Annotated in this window: 11 protein-coding genes; 5 read left to right on the forward strand and 6 right to left on the reverse strand. The window is 67.6% G+C overall.

Annotated elements, in window-relative coordinates; all coding sequences use genetic code 11:
• Positions 1–25 precede the first annotated feature (25 nt).
• From B9N97_RS11415 to B9N97_RS11425, 3 genes are all read right to left on the reverse strand, one after another.
• Positions 26–817 (reverse strand): FAD binding domain-containing protein, encoded by a 792-nt coding sequence (locus tag B9N97_RS11415; RefSeq protein ID WP_085086372.1) that lies wholly within the window; start codon positions 815–817, stop codon positions 26–28.
• A 28-nt stretch (positions 818–845) separates the two neighbouring features.
• Entirely contained in the window at positions 846–3248 is a 2403-nt protein-coding gene (locus tag B9N97_RS11420; protein ID WP_085086374.1) for a xanthine dehydrogenase family protein molybdopterin-binding subunit, read from the reverse strand.
• Between the two features lie 67 nt (positions 3249–3315).
• Positions 3316–3816, reverse strand: a complete 501-nt coding sequence (locus B9N97_RS11425) for a (2Fe-2S)-binding protein (RefSeq protein ID WP_085086376.1) — start codon at positions 3814–3816, stop codon at positions 3316–3318.
• A 345-nt stretch (positions 3817–4161) separates the two neighbouring features.
• On the opposite strand from B9N97_RS11425, the gene B9N97_RS11430 reads away from it, so the two are divergent.
• The 5 genes from B9N97_RS11430 (at position 4162) to B9N97_RS11450 (ending at position 10606) form a co-directional block, all read left to right on the forward strand.
• On the forward strand, positions 4162–5136 hold the full coding sequence (locus B9N97_RS11430) for a TAXI family TRAP transporter solute-binding subunit (RefSeq protein WP_085086379.1): 975 nt from the start codon (positions 4162–4164) through the stop codon (positions 5134–5136).
• Between the two features lie 25 nt (positions 5137–5161).
• Complete coding sequence (locus B9N97_RS11435; protein WP_085086381.1) at positions 5162–7252, forward strand: TRAP transporter permease; 2091 nt, start codon at positions 5162–5164, stop codon at positions 7250–7252.
• Positions 7253–7265: 13 nt separating this feature from the next.
• The gene (locus tag B9N97_RS11440) at positions 7266–7643 is read left to right on the forward strand and encodes a DUF1850 domain-containing protein (protein ID WP_085086383.1); all 378 of its coding nucleotides are present in this window, start codon (positions 7266–7268) and stop codon (positions 7641–7643) included.
• A 128-nt stretch (positions 7644–7771) separates the two neighbouring features.
• Positions 7772–9262 (forward strand): sodium:proton antiporter, encoded by a 1491-nt coding sequence (locus B9N97_RS11445; RefSeq protein WP_085086385.1) that lies wholly within the window; start codon positions 7772–7774, stop codon positions 9260–9262.
• Positions 9263–9451: 189 nt separating this feature from the next.
• Complete coding sequence (locus B9N97_RS11450) at positions 9452–10606, forward strand: acyltransferase family protein (RefSeq protein WP_085086387.1); 1155 nt, start codon at positions 9452–9454, stop codon at positions 10604–10606.
• Between the two features lie 5 nt (positions 10607–10611).
• Here the strand turns inward: B9N97_RS11450 and B9N97_RS11455 are convergent, their stop codons facing one another.
• The 3 genes from B9N97_RS11455 to B9N97_RS11465 form a co-directional block, all read right to left on the reverse strand.
• A complete protein-coding gene (locus B9N97_RS11455; protein ID WP_085086389.1) occupies positions 10612–12627 on the reverse strand; it encodes a protein-L-isoaspartate(D-aspartate) O-methyltransferase in 2016 nt (671 codons plus the stop codon).
• A 272-nt stretch (positions 12628–12899) separates the two neighbouring features.
• Positions 12900–16022, reverse strand: coding sequence for an efflux RND transporter permease subunit (locus B9N97_RS11460; protein ID WP_085086391.1), 3123 nt, complete (start codon positions 16020–16022; stop codon positions 12900–12902).
• Entirely contained in the window at positions 16019–17137 is a 1119-nt protein-coding gene (locus tag B9N97_RS11465; protein WP_085086393.1) for an efflux RND transporter periplasmic adaptor subunit, read from the reverse strand. Before B9N97_RS11465 ends, B9N97_RS11460 begins: the two co-directional genes overlap by 4 nt.
• Between the last annotated feature and the right edge of the window lie 51 nt (positions 17138–17188).

Consider the following 17188-nt stretch of genomic DNA (forward strand, 5'->3'; position numbering starts at 1 on the left):
TCCCGGGGCGGGAGAGGGAGTTAGATCACCCCGCCGCTTCGACCGCTCGCTTCGCCATCACGGTGACGAGGTGGGCGCGGTAGTCGGCGCTGGCGTGGATGTCGGCGTTCAGGCCATCGGCCTCCACAGACAGGCCGTTCAGCGCCTCCGCCCGGAAATCGGCGGAGAGCGCCGTCTCGAACGCCTCGGCGCGGAAGACCGAACCGGCGGCGCCGGTCACCGCCACCCGCACCTCGGCGCCGAACTTGGCGACGAAGACGCCGACGATGGCGTAGCGGCTGGCCGGATTGCGGAACTTGGCGTAGGCCGCCTTGTCCGGTCGGGCGAAGCGCACCGACTTGACGATCTCGCCCGGCTCCAGCGCGGTTTCGAACATGCCGGTGAAGAAATCGTCGCCGGCGATGCTGCGGCGGTCGGTGGTGACCGTGGCCTTCAACGCCACCACCGCCGACGGATAGTCAGCCGACGGGTCGGCGTTGGCGATGGAGCCGCCTATCGTGCCCATGTTGCGGACCTGCCGGTCGCCGATGCCCTCTGCAAGGCTGGCAAGCGACGGGATCACCCGCTTGACGAGGTCGGAGTGGGCGACCTCCGCATGGCGGGTGAAGGCGCCGATCTCCAGGCCGCCATCCGCCTCGCGGATGCCCTTCAGCTCCGGAATGGCGCCGAGGTCGATCAGGTCGGTCGGGCGGGCGAGCCGCTGTTTCAGCGTCGGCAGCAGGGTCTGCCCGCCGCCCAGCAGCTTGGCCTCTTCCGCCTGGATGGCGGCCGCCGCGTCGGCAAGCGATGTCGGCCGTTGGTACGTGAACGCGTACATTCTTTAGCCTCCTTCTTCTTCGGCCGTCTTATTCCGCCGCCATCGCCGGGGTGGGGGCGGGGGCAGCGTCGCGGATGGTCCGCCAGACCTTCTCCGGTGTCGCCGGCATGTCCATGTGGGTGACGCCATAGTCCGACAGCGCGTCCACCACCGCGTTCATCACGGCGGCGGCGGCGCCGATGGTCCCGGCCTCACCGCAGCCCTTCACACCCAGCGGATTGTGGGTGCAGGGCTGGTCCTCGTGATAGCACACGGTGAAGGATGGGACATCGTCCGCCCGCGGCATGCAATAGTCCATGTAGGAGCCGGTGACGAGCTGGCCCGACTCCTCGTCATAGACGCAGTTCTCGTACAACGCCTGCCCGATGCCCTGGACGAGGCCGCCATGCACCTGCCCCTCGACGATCAGCGGGTTGATGACGTTGCCGAAATCGTCCACCGCGGCGAAGCTGACGATGGTGGTGACGCCGGTGTCGGGATCGATTTCCACCTCGCAGACATGGCAGCCGTTGGGATAGGTGAAGTTCTTCGGATCGTAGAAGGCCTGCTCGTCCAGCCCCGGCTCCAACTCGTCGAGCGGGAAGTTGTGCGGGACATAGGCCTGCAGGGCGATGTCGCCGATGCCCAGGCTCTTGTCGGTGCCGGCGACGGTGAAGCGGCCGTCCTTCACCTCGATGTCGGTTTCGGCGGCCTCCAGCATGTGGGCGGCGATCTTCTTCGCCTTGCGCTCCACCTTGTCCATCGCCTTCACCAGGGCGGAGCCGCCGACCGCGAGAGAGCGCGAGCCGTAGGTGCCCATGCCGAAGGGGATCTTGTTGGTGTCGCCGTGGACGATCTCGACATTCTCGATCGGGATGCCGAACCGCTCCGCCACGATCTGGGCGAAGGTGGTCTCATGGCCCTGGCCGTGGCTGTGAGATCCGGTGAAGACCGTCACCGAACCCGTTGGATGGAAACGGACTTCCGCGCATTCATAAAGTCCTGCGCGAGCGCCGAGCGCACCGGCGACATTGCTGGGGGCAATGCCGCAGGCTTCGATGTAGGTGGCGAATCCGATGCCGCGCAGCTTGCCGCGCGCCTTCGATTCGGCGCGGCGCTGCTGGAAGCCGGGGTAGTCGACCAGCGGCAGGGCGATGTCCAGGTTCTTGGCGAAGTCGCCGGTGTCGTATTGCAATGCCACCGGCGTCTGGTAGGGCATCGCCTCCTTCGGCACGAAGTTCCGGCGGCGGATCTCGGTCTTGTCCATGCCCATCACGCCGGCGGCGACATCGACCAGCCGTTCGATCAGATAGCAGGCCTCCGGACGGCCGGCGCCGCGATAGGCGTCGACGGGAGCGGTGTTGGTGAAGACCGCCTTCACCTCGGCATAGATCGCCGGGGTCTTGTACTGGCCGGCCAGCAGGGTGGCGTAGAGGTAGGTCGGGATCGACGGCGCGAAGGTCGACAGATAGGCGCCGAGATTGGCCAGCGTCGAGACGCGCAGTGCCAGGAAATTGCCGTCGGCATCCATCGCCAGCTCGGCATGGCTGACATGGTCGCGGCCGTGGGCGTCGGTCAGGAAGCTCTCGGAGCGGTCGGCGGTCCATTTCACCGGCCGGCCGACCTTGCGCGCCGCCCAGGTGACGACGGCCTCCTCGCCGTAATGGAAGATCTTCGACCCGAACCCACCGCCGACGTCCGGCGCCACCACCCGCAGCTTGTGCTCCGGAATGCCCAGCACGAAGGCGCCCATCAGCAGGCGGGTGACGTGCGGGTTCTGGCTGGTGGTGGTCAGGGTGTATTCGCCGCTGGACTGGTCGTATTCGCCCATCGCCGCCCGCGGCTCCATGGCGTTCGGGACCAGACGCTGGTTGACCAGATCGATCTTGGCGACGTGGGCCGCGTTGGCGAAGGCGGCATCCACCGCGGCCTGATCGCCCAGATGCCAGTCGTAGCAGACATTGTCCGGCGCATCGTCATGGACCAGCGGCGCGCCGCCGTCGATGGCGCGGGTGGAGGAGCCCACCGCCGGCAGTTCCTCGTAATCGACCACCACCATCTCGGCGGCGTCGCGCGCCTGCTCGCGGGTTTCGGCGATGACCACCGCCACCGCGTCGCCGACATAGCGCACGCGGTCGCGCGCCAGCGGATAATGCGGCGGCTCCTTCATCGGCGAGCCGTCCTTGGAATGGATTTGCCAGCCGCAGGGCAGACTGCCAACCTTGTCGGCCTCCATGTCGGCGCCGGTCAGCACGGCGACCACGCCCGGCATCGCCGCCGCGTCGGCGAAGTCGATGCCCAGGATTCGGGCATGGGCGTAGGGGGAGCGCACATGGACCGCATGGGTCATGTTCGGGCGCTTGAAATCGTCGGTGTAGTTGCCGCGGCCGGTCAGAAAGCGCTGGTCTTCGCGCCGGCGCACCGAGGCGCCGATGCCATTGGGGTTCGCCATCTCGTGTTTCCTCCCACAGGAACGCTGAAGATGCGGAAATGCCTGCTTCTTGCTGGGCTTATCGCCCTTATTCGGCCGCGACCGGCGCCGGTTGCGCCCCCGCCATCGCCTCGGCACCCGCCTTCACCGCCTTGACGATGTTGTGATAGCCGGTGCAGCGGCAGATGTTGCCCTCCAGCCCCTCGCGGATCTCGGCCTCGGTCGGGTTCGGGTTCTCGCGGACCAGATCGACGGCGCTCATCACCATGCCCGGCGTGCAGAAGCCGCATTGCAGGCCGTGATGCTCGCGGAAGGCGGCCTGCATCGGGTGCAGCGTGCCGTCGGCCGCCGCCAGACCTTCGATCGTCGTCACCTCCGCCCCATTGGCCTGGACGGCCAGCGTGGTGCAGGACTTCACCGACCGGCCGTCGACATGGACGACGCAGGCGCCGCACTGGCTGGTGTCGCAGCCGACATGGGTGCCCGTCAGGCCGAGATGCTCGCGCAGGAAGGCGACGAGCAGGGTGCGCTCCTCCACCTCGCGCGAGACCGTCTTGCCATTGACGGTCATCGATACGGTACAGGACATCGGTTTTCCTCCCGCTGGCTGAAGTCTGGCTTGCAGTCGTTTGGCGTGCAGTTGGGACTTGTGACTGTCGTATGACGCGCCTTGAGCCGGAGCCGTGGTGGTGTCCGCTTCGGCCGGCGGTCTTCCGCCACAAGGATAGGGGGTGTCTGGCCGTCGAGGTCAAGGAGCCTGTGCATGCCTTGGCCGAAAGAATGGCATGTGAACGGTCCTTATGTCGGATTGTACGTACTGGCGCGCAATTTTGTGGCGCGTTACAGTGGGTTGGGGCTGCCCATGCATATGGGTGTGCAAATGAATCCACCCGGCAACGATCCGGGTGCAGCAACGATAACGGGGAGAGCCACTATGAATCGCCCATCCGTGAAGCGTCACCTTCTGGCCCTGTGCACGGCCGCCGGCCTTGGCGTCAGCCTTGGACTCGCCGCCCTGCCGGCCAAGGCGGAGACCTTCATCACCGTTCTGACCGGCGGCACCAGCGGGGTCTACTATCCGCTCGGCGTGGCGCTGTCGAACGTGTACGGCAAGGCGCTGCCGGGGGCCAAGGTGACGGCGCAGGCGACCAAGGCGTCGGTGGAGAACCTGAACCTGCTGCAGGCCGGCCGCGGCGAGATCGGCTTCACGCTCGGTGATTCGCTGAGCGATGCCTGGAAGGGCAACGAGGAGGTCGGCTTCAAGCAGAAGCTGGACAAGCTGCGCACCATCGCCGCGATCTATCCCAACTACATCCAGGTGGTCGCCAGCAAAGAGTCGGGCATCAAGACGCTGGCCGACCTGAAGGGCAAGCGGGTGTCGGTCGGCGCGCCGAAGTCGGGGACGGAGCTGAACGCGCGCGCCATCTTCAACGCGGCCGGTCTGGCCTACAAGGATTTCGCAAAGACCGAATATCTGCCCTTCGGCGAATCGGTCGACCTCATCAAGAACCGCCAGCTGGACGCGACGCTGATCTCAGCCGGTCTCGGCGTGGCGGCGATCAAGGATCTGTCGTCGTCCCAGGAGATCACCGTCGTCAGCATCCCGGCGGACGTGGTGCAGAAGGTCGGCGACGCCGCCTACATCACCGAGACGATCCCGGCCGGCACCTATCCGGGCCAGGACGCCGATGTGCCGACCGCCGCCGTCCGCAACCTGCTGGTCAGCCACTCCGGCGTGTCGGACGACGCGGCCTATGCGATGACCAAGACGCTGTTCGAGAATCTGGACGCGCTGGCCGCCGCCCATGTCGCCGCCAAGCAGATCAAGTTCGACAAGTCGGCCACCCAGTCGCCGGTGCCGTTCCACCCCGGCGCCGTCAAGTTCTACAAGGAAAAGGGGCTGATGTAAGGGACGGGCCGCGGGGAACGCAGACGTGAATACTCATAACAATGAGGCGGACGCACAAGTCCGCCAGGCGATCGACCGGGAGAATCCCGCCCATGTCGCGGCCTTCGAAGGCTTCGACGGGCGGGCGGTGTTTGCGATCGCCGTGGCCTTTTCGATCTTCCAGATCTGGACCGCCGCCTTCAATCCGCTGTCCACCACCGTGGTGCGGTCGGTCCATGTCGGATTCCTGGTGCTGATGACCTTCACCCTGTTCGGCGCGCGCCAGACCGCCGCGCGCAAGCGGGTGCCCTGGTATGACTGGCTGCTCGGCCTGACCGGCTTCGCCATCGGCCTCTATCACTACGTCTTCGAGGGCGATCTGATCCTGCGGGCCGGCGATCCCAACAGCACCGACATCATCGTCGGCACCATCGCCGTCGCGCTGGTGTTCGAGGCGGCCCGCCGGATCATGGGGCTGGCCCTGCCGATCCTGTGCGGCGTGTTCATCCCCTATGCCCTGTTCGGACGGGAGCTGCCCTTCGGACTGGCCCATCGCGGCTATGGCTTCGATCAGGTGATCGACACGCTGTTCCTGTCGACTGAGGGCATCTACGGCACGCCGACTTTCGTGTCGGCGACCTACATCTTCCTGTTCATTCTGTTCGGCGCCTTCCTGGAGCGGGCCGGGATGATCAAGCTGTTCAACGACGTCTCGCTCGGCCTCGTCGGCCATTCCAAGGGCGGGCCGGCGAAGGTGGCTGTCTTCTCCTCCGGCTTCATGGGGACGATCAACGGGTCGGGCGTCGCCAACGTGCTGACCACCGGCCAGTTCACCATCCCGCTGATGATGCGCTTCGGCTATCGCCCAGCTTTCGCCGGCGCGGTGGAGGCAACGGCCAGCATGGGCGGGCAGCTGATGCCACCGGTGATGGGCGCCGCCGCCTTCATCATGGCGGAGACCATCGGCGTGCCCTACAGCGAGGTCGCACTGGCCGCCGCCATTCCCGCCATCCTCTATTTCGGCAGCGCCTTCTGGATGGTCCATCTGGAGGCCGGCAAGCGCAATCTGGTCGGTCTGCCGCGCGAGGAATGCCCGAGCGCGCTGCTGGCCCTGAAGGATGGCTGGTACCTGATCCTGCCGCTGGCGGCGCTGGTCTATCTGCTGTTCTCCGGCTTCACGCCGCTGTTCGCCGGCGTGATCGGTATCGCAGCCACCGCCGCGCTGATTCTGGGCATGACCGTCGTATCCGCCGTCGGCCCGACGCTGCTGCGCGTCGGATTCTGGGTCCTGCTCGGCCTGATCGCCGCCGGCCTGTGGCGGATGGGGCTGCGGACGGAGCATCTGGCCTTCGCCATCGTCGGGCTGCTGGTCGTTCCCTGCCTGCTGTTCAAGGGCGGACGGGAGACGCTGGTGCTGGTGGTGAACGCGGTTGCCGACGGCGCGAAGAACGCCATCGGCGTCGGCGTCGCCTGCGCCCTGGTCGGCGTGCTGATCGGCATGATGACGCTGACCGGACTGGCCTCCAGCTTCGCCACCACCATCGTCAACCTGTCGGGCGGCAACCTGCTTGCGGCGCTGGTGCTGACGATGGTGACCTGCATCGTGCTCGGCACCGGGCTGCCGACCACCGCCAACTACATCATCACGGCATCCATCGCCGCCCCGGCGCTGCTGACCATGGGCGTGCCGCTGATCGTCAGCCACATGTTCGTCTTCTATTTCGGCATCATGGCCGACTTGACCCCGCCGGTGGCGCTGGCGGCGCTGGCCGCATCCTCCATCGCGCGGGTCGGGCACATGAAGATCGGCTTCATCGCCACCCGCATCGCCATGGCCGGCTATGTCGTGCCCTTCATGGCGGTCTACGACCCGGCGCTGGTGCTGCAGACCGAAAGCTGGCTGGCGGTCGCCTACATCTTCCTGAAGGCCTGCGTCGCCATCGCGCTGTGGGGAGCGGCCACCATCGGCTACTTCTGGACCAACCTGCCGTTCGCGGCCCGGATCTATGCCGCGGCGACGGCCTTCCTGTTCGTGGTCGCCCTACCGGTCACCGACGAGATCGCCTTCGTCATGACCGGCCTGTTCCTGCTGTGGCAGCACCGCCGCCGCAGCGTCCTGGCCGCCGCCCCGGCATAGGACGCGGCCTGGCATGGCCGGTCTCTGCCTGTTCGCCCTCGGCGGCGCGCTGCTGGCGTCGCTGCCGGGGACGCAGTTCACCCTGTCCTGGACCCACTCGATCGAGAAGACCGAGTGGCGGGAGGCCTGGAGGGTCGAAGCCGGCCGGCTGCGTCCGACCGAGGCCCGCATCCGCGGCACCGGCGCCGGGATGGAGCCCGGTCCCGATGCCCGGCTGACCGCCGACGGCTGGATGGTCTGGACGCCCGGCCTGCCGCCGCAGGACAGCGTCACGCTGGCGGCATCCGGCTTCACCGGCGAGCACCGGCTGTGCGCGGGAGCGGACTGCCGGTCGCTGTCGGGCTGGACCGGGGTGAAGGATCAAGCCGTGGCGATGCGGGCCTGCCCATAGGCCGTACCCGCCCCCCGCCCCAGGCCCCCGCCTACGAAAGTTCGTGCAGTCAACGCCCCTTCCGGCTTGGCTTACGCTGCGTCAATCCGCATACTCCCGTTCCTTTCGTCAGCCTACCATCCGGACCGATGATCAATTCACCCACGCACCAACGCCGTTCATCCCTTCTTCCGGCCGTTCTCGGCGCGGCGCTCGCGGTCGGCGGCGTTCTGCTGGGCACGCACGGCGTCCAGGCGGCGGAGGTGGCTGCTGAGGTTGCCCATGGCGGCGTGCCGCATCTGGACGGACGGCTGCTGAGTGCCGCCTGGGTCGTGCCCTTCGCCGGCATCCTGCTGTCGATCGCGCTGTTCCCGCTGCTGGCGCCGATGGTCTGGCACCATCATTTCGGCAAGATCTCGGCCGTGTGGGCGCTGGCCTTCCTGGTGCCCTTCGCCGCCACCTTCGGGGTCGACCTCGCGACCTACGAGTTGCTGCACACGGTCCTGCTGGAATACATCCCCTTCATCGTGCTGCTGACCGCGCTGTTCACGGTGGCGGGCGGCGTGCGGCTGACCGGGTCGCTGGTGGGGACGCCGGCGGCCAACACGGTCGGGCTGGCGCTGGGCACGGTGCTGGCGAGCCTGATGGGCACCACCGGCGCCTCGATGCTGCTGATCCGTCCGCTGCTGCGGGCGAACGAGCATCGGCGCCACAAGGTCCACACCATCGTCTTCTTCATCTTCCTGGTGTCGAATGTCGGCGGCTCGCTGACGCCGCTGGGCGATCCGCCGCTGTTCCTCGGCTTCCTGAAGGGGGTCGACTTCTTCTGGCCGACGGTCCATCTGCTGGCGCCGATGTGCTTCCTGTCGGGGCTGCTGCTGGTGATCTATTTCGTGCTGGATCTCGTCCTGCACACCCGCGACCCCGGCAAGCACCCGCTGATCGAGGGCGTTCACGAGCGCGAGCCGATCCGCATCGAGGGCAGCGTCAACCTGCTGCTGCTGGTCGCCATTATCGGGGCGGTGCTGCTGAGCGGCGTCTGGCATCCCGGCGTCGGCGTCACGCTGTACCATGTGACGGTGCCGCTGGAGTCCATCGTGTCGAACCTGCTGCTGCTGGGCATCACCGGCCTGTCTTTGACCCTGACCAGCAAGCAGAGCCGCCGCCTGAACGGCTTCAGCTGGGGTCCGATCCTGGAGGTGGCGAAGCTGTTCGCCGCCATCTTCCTGACCATCATCCCGGCCATAGCCATCCTGAAGGCCGGCACCGACGGCGCGCTTGGAGCCATCATCTCCGCGGTGAACGAGGGCGGGAAGCCCAACCCGGCCGCCTATTTCTGGGCGACCGGCATCCTGTCCAGCTTCCTCGACAACGCCCCGACCTACCTGATCTTCTTCAACACGGCGGGCGGCGATGCGCACACGCTGATGACCGACCTGTCGCTGACGCTGACCGCGATTTCCGCCGGTGCGGTCTTCATGGGCGCCAACAGCTATATTGGCAATGCCCCCAACTTCATGGTCAAGGCGATCGCGGAGGAACGCGGCGTCGCCATGCCCAGCTTCTTCGGCTATATGGCCTGGTCCTTCGGCATTCTTGTGCCACTGCTGGGCCTGGCCACGCTTGTCTTCTTCCTGTGACGGTCCTATTTCGGTAACAGCCCCCCACGAAACCAATCGTCACATCAGCCGTTAACCCGCGACAGGCCCGCCTGTCCGCTTGCAAAGGCACGGGCGCGCTGCGCAACGGCTGGAGGGCGATGTGGTTTCGAAGGATATCGGCGGGAATCCTTGGGCGGGGGACATGGCAGGGCGGTCGATGGCTGCGTCATGAGCACGCAGTCCACCCCCCGCCACCTGCACTCCCTGACCCCGCTGCGCGGCATCGCGGCCCTGTGGGTGGTGCTGTACCATTACAGCTTCCAGTATTTCCCCAACCTGCACCCGGACAGCTACACGCATCTGGTGCAGAAGGGCTATCTGGCGGTCGACCTGTTCTTCATGCTCAGCGGTTTCGTGCTGACCCATGTCTATCACGACACCTTCAGCCGGTCGGTCGGCGACAAATACTGGAGTTTCCTGAGGGCGCGCGTCGCCCGGCTCTATCCGCTGCATCTGGCGGTCCTGCTGCTGTTCGTGGCGACGGCGCTGGCCGTCCGCACGGTGGAATACGCCGCCACCGGCAGCTTCCCGGCGATCCCGCTGAAGGGGGCGGAATCGGTCGGTGCGTTGGTCGCCAACCTGTTCATGCTCCAGGGCCTCTATGCCAGCATGCTGAGCTGGAATTATCCGGCCTGGTCGATCAGCCTGGAATTCATGGCCTATCTGGTCTTCCCCTTTGCGCTGCCCCTGGTCTGGCGGGCCGGCGGGCGGGCGCAGGCGCTGATGGCGGCCGGTGCGCTGGCGACGCTCTGCCTGCTGGCCTGGGCGACACAGGACAATCTGAACCAGTGGGACGGGCCGCAGACCCTGCTGCGTTGCCTGCCGGAATTCCTGCTGGGCACGCTGCTCTACAGCGCTTTCCGCAGCGGGCTTGCCGCGTCGCTGCTGTCCAGCGACCTGACGATGGCCGGAATCGTTCTGGCGATCCTGCTGCTTCTGCACACGGGCGGACCCGACCTGCTGGCGGTTCCGCTGTTCGCCCTGCTGATCCTGGCGGCGGTCGCCAACCGGGGCCGGGCCGCGGGTGCCTTGAACGTCCGGCCGCTGGTGTGGTTGGGCGACGTGTCCTATTCGCTCTACCTGATCCACGGCTTTGTCGAATATGCCACCACCCGCCTGCTGTGGCTGGGCCTAGGCATCCACGACCGCAAGGCGCTGCCCGGCGGCTGGTCGTTGGCGCTGCTGGTGGCGATGGTGACGGCCTGTCTGCTGATGGCTGGCCCGGCCTATCGCCGGATCGAGGTGGGCGGCCGGCGCCTTCTGCGGGAGGGGCCGAACTTCGGCCGGCTGACGCTGGCGACGGCGGGCCGGCGGGCCGACTGAGGCCGTCAAACCCCGAAGGGATAGGTGTCGGGCATACCCTCGCGGACGTATTCCGGTCCGAGCGGGGTGACCGCCGTCGTCTCGTCGAACCAGACGAAGGCGTCGAACTGGCCCGGCAGGCTGGCTTCCGAATAGTGGCTCCACAACTCCGTCTCGGGACGGTAGATGACGCCGATGAAGCGTTCCAGGCGCGGCGTCAGCAGGGCGCGGCGAAGGGCCTCGTTCCGCTCCGCACGGAGGTCGAGCAGGAAGCGATCCGGGCCGGCGTCGTGGCATAGCCGTTCATAGCTGTCGCTGCGCGATGGGCGCACCCGCTTCACCTCCATGTCGCCATCCCAGTCGGTGGCGGCGGCGACCGTGCCGGTATGGGTGCCGAAGCCGATCAGCGCCGCCTCGTCTCCGAAGCGCTCGCGGCAGAGCTGGCCGATGTTCAACTCGTCGCGGGTGATGCCCATGTCGGTCTGGCGCGCGTCGCCGATGTGGGAGTTGTGGGCCCACACCACCGCCTTGGCGTCCGGACCCTTAGCCTCCAGGAGGTTGGCGAGGGTTTCGAACATATGGGTGTCGCGCAGGTTCCAGCTCTCCGCTCCGCCGTAATACATGATGCGGTAATAGCGCTCGGCGGACGCGATCAGACGGGCATTCTGGGCGGCGTCGAGGAAGCGGTCGCCATCCTCCCCCGTATAGTCCAGCCGCTTTTCCAACAGGGCCCGGCACTGTTCGATCACCGCGGTCTCGCATTTGCGAAAGCCGCCGGATAGCGCGGCACGCCCGTAGGTGGCGGGATCGCGCTGCCAAGGCGTCAGGCAACCGTATCGTTCCCGCGCAACCGCGGCCGCCTCCGGATCGACGCGGTCGAGATAGTCCAGCACTGCCGCGATGGAGCCGCTCATGTTGTACATGTCCAGCCCGTAAAAGCCGGCGCGGCTCTCCGGCGGCCGGTCGCGGTTGCGGTCGTGCAGCCAGTCGAGGAAAGCGGCGACGTCCGTGTTGCGCCACATCCAGGTCGGGAAGCGCTGGAAGGGCGGGTCTTCCGTCCGCGTCGCGGGGCGATGGCGGACGTAGCGGTCGACCGCCGCGGCATCGGGCCAGTCGGCCTCCACCGCAACGATGGTGAAGCCATGCTCCTCGATCAGCCGCTTGGTGATGGCGGCGCGGGCGCGAAAGAACTCCGCCGTCCCATGGCTCGCCTCGCCCAGCAGGACCACGCGACGGCCGCCCCAGCGGTCGAACAGCCGCCCGAAAGCGGGGTCGTCGAAGTCCGGCAAGAGTTCGGCGGCGTCGGCGATCATCTCCGGCAGGGTCGCCGGCACTTCTCCCGGCCGTCGTCCCGGACTGTGATTGCTGGCCGACCGGGAACCGTCCTCCGCCCAACCTTGGGCGCCGATCAGCGGCACGAAGGACACCCGTTCGCGCTCCTCGCGCTCAAACTCGGTTTCGGAATGGCGGACGACCTTCACCAGGGTCTGGTCACGGCGCGTCCCAACCGGGATCACCATGCGGCCACCGATGGCGAGTTGGTCCATCAGCGCCTTCGGCACCTCCGGTCCGCCGGCCGACACCAGGATGACGTCGAAGGGGGCTTCCTCCGGCCAGCCTTCGGTGCCGTCGCCGGTGCGCACGGTCACGGTGTCGAAGCCCAAATCCTGCAGGCGCCGCCGCGCCGATTGTGCCAAGCCGGCGAGCCGTTCCACGGCGAAGACCCGGCCATTCCCCTGCTGCACGATGTTGCCGAGAAGTGCCGCGACATAGCCGGAGCCGGCTCCGACCTCCAGCACCCGGTCGTCGGCGCCGACCTCCGCCGCTTCTATCATCGCGGCGACGAGGCTGGGCTGGGAGATCGTCTGCTCCTCTCCGACGGGCAGTGGCGAGTCCTCATAGGCGAACTCCGCCATTTCCGGGCTGACGAAATGCTCGCGCGGGACGGCGCGCATGGCGTTGAGGACTGGTTCGGCACGGATGCCGCGGCGGGCGATCTGCACGTCCACCATCCGTTGGCGCTGGCGATTGAAGTTGGCCACGGTCTTCTCCCCGGGCTGGGCTGGCGAGGGCCGCCATTGACCGCCCAACAGGTTTGCGGCCCTGTCGTTCCAAGTCGCCCCCAGGTTCGAATGGGGAGCCGCGAGCCAAAAAAATGCGCCCGGGGAGCTATGTCGCCGGGCGCAAAGGCACAGTACGAAAGAGGATCATCAGCAATGATGATGCAATCGGGAGATCGATTGTGGCGCCACCCTGTCACGGGGTGGGCAAGCGTCCCTTGACCGTGGTCAAGCTTGAGCGAGAGAGTTGGTTATCAATCCCCCAGCGCGGGCCTCGGCAGCGCACCGCCCATCCCATGGTCCTCCACCTCCTCCGTCTCCGGCCGGGGCACGCGGAACCATGCTGCATAGAGGGCCGGCAGGAAGAAGATCGTCAGCACGGTGGCGCCGGCCAGACCGCCCATGATGGCGACCGCCATCGGGCCCCAGAAGACGCTCTGCGTCAGCGGGATCATGGCGAGGATCGCCGCGGCGGCGGTCAGCGCGATGGGGCGGGCGCGGCGCACCGTCGCCTCGACAATGCTGTCCCAGCGTGAGCGGCCGCTGCGGATGTCCTGCTCGATCTGGTCGACCAGGATGACCGAGTTGCGCATGATGATGCCGGCCAGCGCGATGACGCCCAGCATGGCGACGAAGCCGAAGGGCAGGTTGAACAGCAGAAGCGACGCGGTGACGCCGATCAGCCCCAAGGGCGCCGTCAGCAGCACCAGGAACACGCGCGAGAAGCTCTGCAATTGCAGCATCAGCGTGGTGACCATGATCAGCAGCATCACCGGCATCATGGCGTTGATCGAGTCCTGGCCCTTGGCGCTTTCCTCGATGGCGCCGCCCATGGTGATGGCGTAGCCGTCGGGCAGGGTGGCGCGCAGCGCGTTCAACTGGGCGTTCAGCTGGGTGCTGACCACCGGGGCCTGCAGGCCGCCGGTCACGTCGCCCTTGACCGTCATCGTCGTCTCGCGCGCCCGCCGCCACAGCACCGGCTCCTCAAGCTCGTAGCGGACGCTGGCGACCTGGCTCAGGGGCACGGTGGTGCCGCGGCTGGTGCGGATGTTCAGTTCGCCCAGGCGCGACAGGTCCATCCGCTCCTCCGGCGTGGTGCGCAGCAGGACGCCGATCAGCTCCGTGCCCTCGCGGTACTGGGTGACGGACATGCCGTTCAGCAGCAGTTGCAGGGCGTTGGACAGATCCTGCTTCGACACGCCCAGCGCGCGCGCCTTGGCGGTGTCCACCTCCAGCCGGACGCGCTTCGACAGCTCGTCCCAATCCAGATGGACATTGGCGGTGTTGGGATGGGCGCGCATGGTGTCGCGCACCTGATAGGCGATCTTGCGGATGGTCGCCGGATCCTCGCCGGTGACGCGGAACTGCACGGGATAGCCGACCGGTGGGCCGTTCTCCAGCCGGCTGATGCGGACGCGGGCGGCGGGGAAGTCGGATTCCAGCGTCGGCTCCAGCCGCTGCATGAAATGCTCGCGTTCCTCTAACCCCTTGGTCATCACCATGAACTGGGCGAAGTTGGCGGTCTCCAACTGCTGGTCGAGCGGCAGGTAGAAGCGCGGCGAGCCGCCGCCGGTGTAGGCGACCCAATACTCGACGTCCGGGTCCTTTGCCAGCACCGCCTCCATCCGCTTCACCTCGGCGGCGGTCGCCTCGAAGGAGGAGCCTTCGGCGAGACGGATGTCGATCAGCAGCTCCGGCCGGCTGGCCGACGGGAAGAACTGCTGCTGGACATGGCCGAAGCCGACCAGCGCGGTGACGAAGGCCGCCACCGTCACGCCGATGGTGACCCAGCGCGCCCGCACGCAGGCTTCGATCATGCCGCGCAGGATGCGGTAGGCGCGGGTGTCGTAGATGTCCAGCTCGTGCCCGTCCGGCACCACATGCTTGGGCTTGGGCAGCAGCAGCCAGCCGAGATATGGGGTGAAGACCACCGCCACCACCCAGGACAGCAGCAGCGACAGCGCCACCACCCAGAAGATCGAGTTGGTGTATTCGCCCGCCGCCGACGCCGCGAAGCCGACGGGCACGAAGCCGGCGGCGGTGACGATGGTGCCGCTCAGCATCGGGAAGGCGGTGGAGGTGTAGGCGAAGGCACCGGCCTTCAGCCGGTCCCATCCCTGTTCCATCTTCACCACCATCATCTCCACCGCGATGATGGCGTCGTCCACCAAGAGGCCGAGCGCGATGATGAGGGCACCCAGCGAGATGCGCTGCAGATCGATGTGCAGAAGCTGCATCGCCACCAGCGTCATCGCCAGCACCAGCGGCACCGCCAGCGCGACGACGATGCCGGTGCGCCAGCCCAGGCTGACGAGGCTGACCAGGATGACGATGCCCAGCGCCTCTGCCAGCGATTCCATGAATTCGCCGACCGAATGCTCGACCACCTTCGGCTGGTCGGCGACCTGCGCCACTTCCAGCCCGACCGGCAGCTCGGCCCGGACCTTCTCCATCGCGGCGTCGAGCTGCTCGCCCAGCTTCAGGACGTTGCCGCCCTTCGCCATCACCACGCCGATGCCGATGGCGTCGCGGCCGTTGTAGCGCAGTGTGTAGCGCCGCGGCTCGACATAGCCGCGCTTGACCTCCGCCACGTCGCCGATGGTCAGCAGCCGGCCGCCGCTCTCCACCGGGATCGCGCGCACCGCGGCGGCGGTGTCGAGGCCGAGATCCAGCCGGACATAGACCCGCTGCGATCCGGTGTCGATGTCGCCCGACGCGGCGATGGCGTTCTCGCGCTGCAGCGCCTGGATCACCGATTCCACCGGCAGGCCGAAGCTGGCGAGCCGCTGGCTGGAGATTTCGACATAGACGCGCTCCTCCTGCGGGGCGATCAGGTCGATCTTCTCGACGCCGGGCAGCTTCAGCAGGCGGGCGCGCGCCTGTTCGGCCACTTTCTTCAGCTGGGCGGGGGTGAAGTCCTCGCCCATGAAGGCGTAGATGCCGGAATAGACGTCGCCGAACTCGTCATTGAAGAAGGGGCCGACCACGCCGTCGGGCAGGGTATAGCGGATGTCGCCGATCTTCTTGCGCACCTGATACCACAGGTCCGGCACCATCTTCGGCGGGGTGTAGTCCTTCAGCTGGACGAAGACCACCGACTCGCCGGGCTTGGAATAGCTGCGGGCGACGTCGTAATAGGGCACCTCCTCCAGCTTCTTCTCGATACGGTCGGTGACGAACTGCTCGACCTCGCGGGCGGTGGCGCCCGGCCATTGGGTGCGGACCACCATCACCTTGAAGGTGAAGGACGGATCCTCCGCCCGGCCCAGATTCTTGTAGGCCAGCGCGCCGGCCAGCACGCTGGCGAGCATCATGAACAGCACCAGCGTGCGGTGGGCCAGCGCCCAGGCCGACAGGTTGAGGCGGGAGTGGGTCATCGCGCCGGCTCCGTCCAGACGCGGACCTTCTGGCCGGCGTCGAGCTTGTGCACACCGGCGGTGACGACACGCTCGCCGTCCTTCAGCCCGCCGCCGATCAGGGCGAGGTCGCCGGCATAGGCCGCGACGGTGACCGGGCGCAGTTCCAGCCGGTCGTCCGGCGCCGACAGCACCCAGACCGCCGGCGCCTGCTCGCGCTGGGTCAGCGCGCTCAGCGGCAGGCGGGCGACCGGGGCGCCATGGTCGGCAGCGGCGGTGACCGTGGCGGTCATGCCGAGCTGGACCGTCGGCGGCGGATCGGTCAGCGCGATCTTCGCCTGGAAGGTGCGGGTCGCGGCGTCGGCGCTGGGCGAGACCTCGCGCAGGGTGGCCGGGATGCTCTGGCCGGGGTGCGACCACAGCTCGACCGACAGTTTCTGGCGGGGCAGTGCGGCGACGCTCTGTTCGGGAATGTTCGCCACCGCCTCCAGCGCGCCCAGCCGGGCGACGCGGAGCGCGGTCTGGCCGGCGGCCACCACCTGTCCCGGCTCGATCAGCGTGGCGGTGACGATGCCGGCCTCGTCCGCCACCAGCGTGGCGTATTGGGCGGAGTTGGTGAGGACGCGCAACTGCGCCTCGACCTCCCGCACCTTGGAGTCGGCCTTGTCCAGCGTGGTTTTGCGGCGGTCGTATTCCTGCCGCGTGGTCCATTCGCCGTTGCGCAGGCTGGCATAGCGCTGAAAATCGCTGCGCGCGTTGGCCGCGTCGGCTTGCGCCGAGGCGAGCTGCGCCTGGGCGGCGCGGATCTGCAGTTGCAGGTCGGTCGGGTCCAGCCGGGCGAGCGGCATGCCGGGTTCGATGCGGGTGCCGACCTCCACCAGCCGGGCGGTCACCTTGCCGCCGACGCGGAAGCCGACATCGGCCTCCACCCGCGGGCGGATCACCGCCGGATAGCGCACGCTGTCGACCAGCGGTTCCAGCGCAACGGTGGCGACGCGGACCGGCCGCACCTCTCCCTCCGCCGGGGTGGAGGCGGAGTGAGTCTCGTTGCAGCCGGCGAGCAGGCCCGCCACCGTCAGCAGCGCCGTTGTCGCCATGACGGCGGACGCAAGCCGCCTTTCGCGGAATTGGGCCATACCACGTCTCCCCACTGGACTGGACTGTATCGTACTGCTACCGTCCTACTC

This window comes from Azospirillum oryzae, assembly GCF_900177515.1.
Classification (GTDB): domain Bacteria; phylum Pseudomonadota; class Alphaproteobacteria; order Azospirillales; family Azospirillaceae; genus Azospirillum; species Azospirillum oryzae_A.

Excerpts from the sequence above, each read along its gene's own strand:
- B9N97_RS11460 (WP_085086391.1), bottom strand. The coding sequence starts at position 16,022 with ATGACCCACTCCCGCCTCAACCTGTCGGCCTGGGCGCTGGCCCACCGC.
- B9N97_RS11465 (WP_085086393.1), bottom strand. The coding sequence starts at position 17,137 with ATGGCCCAATTCCGCGAAAGGCGGCTTGCGTCCGCCGTCATGGCGACA.
- B9N97_RS11425 (WP_085086376.1), bottom strand. The coding sequence starts at position 3,816 with ATGTCCTGTACCGTATCGATGACCGTCAATGGCAAGACGGTCTCGCGC.
- B9N97_RS11430 (WP_085086379.1), top strand. The coding sequence starts at position 4,162 with ATGAATCGCCCATCCGTGAAGCGTCACCTTCTGGCCCTGTGCACGGCC.
- B9N97_RS11420 (WP_085086374.1), bottom strand. The coding sequence starts at position 3,248 with ATGGCGAACCCCAATGGCATCGGCGCCTCGGTGCGCCGGCGCGAAGAC.
- B9N97_RS11445 (WP_085086385.1), top strand. The coding sequence starts at position 7,772 with ATGATCAATTCACCCACGCACCAACGCCGTTCATCCCTTCTTCCGGCC.
- B9N97_RS11450 (WP_085086387.1), top strand. The coding sequence starts at position 9,452 with ATGAGCACGCAGTCCACCCCCCGCCACCTGCACTCCCTGACCCCGCTG.
- B9N97_RS11415 (WP_085086372.1), bottom strand. The coding sequence starts at position 817 with ATGTACGCGTTCACGTACCAACGGCCGACATCGCTTGCCGACGCGGCG.
- B9N97_RS11440 (WP_085086383.1), top strand. The coding sequence starts at position 7,266 with ATGGCCGGTCTCTGCCTGTTCGCCCTCGGCGGCGCGCTGCTGGCGTCG.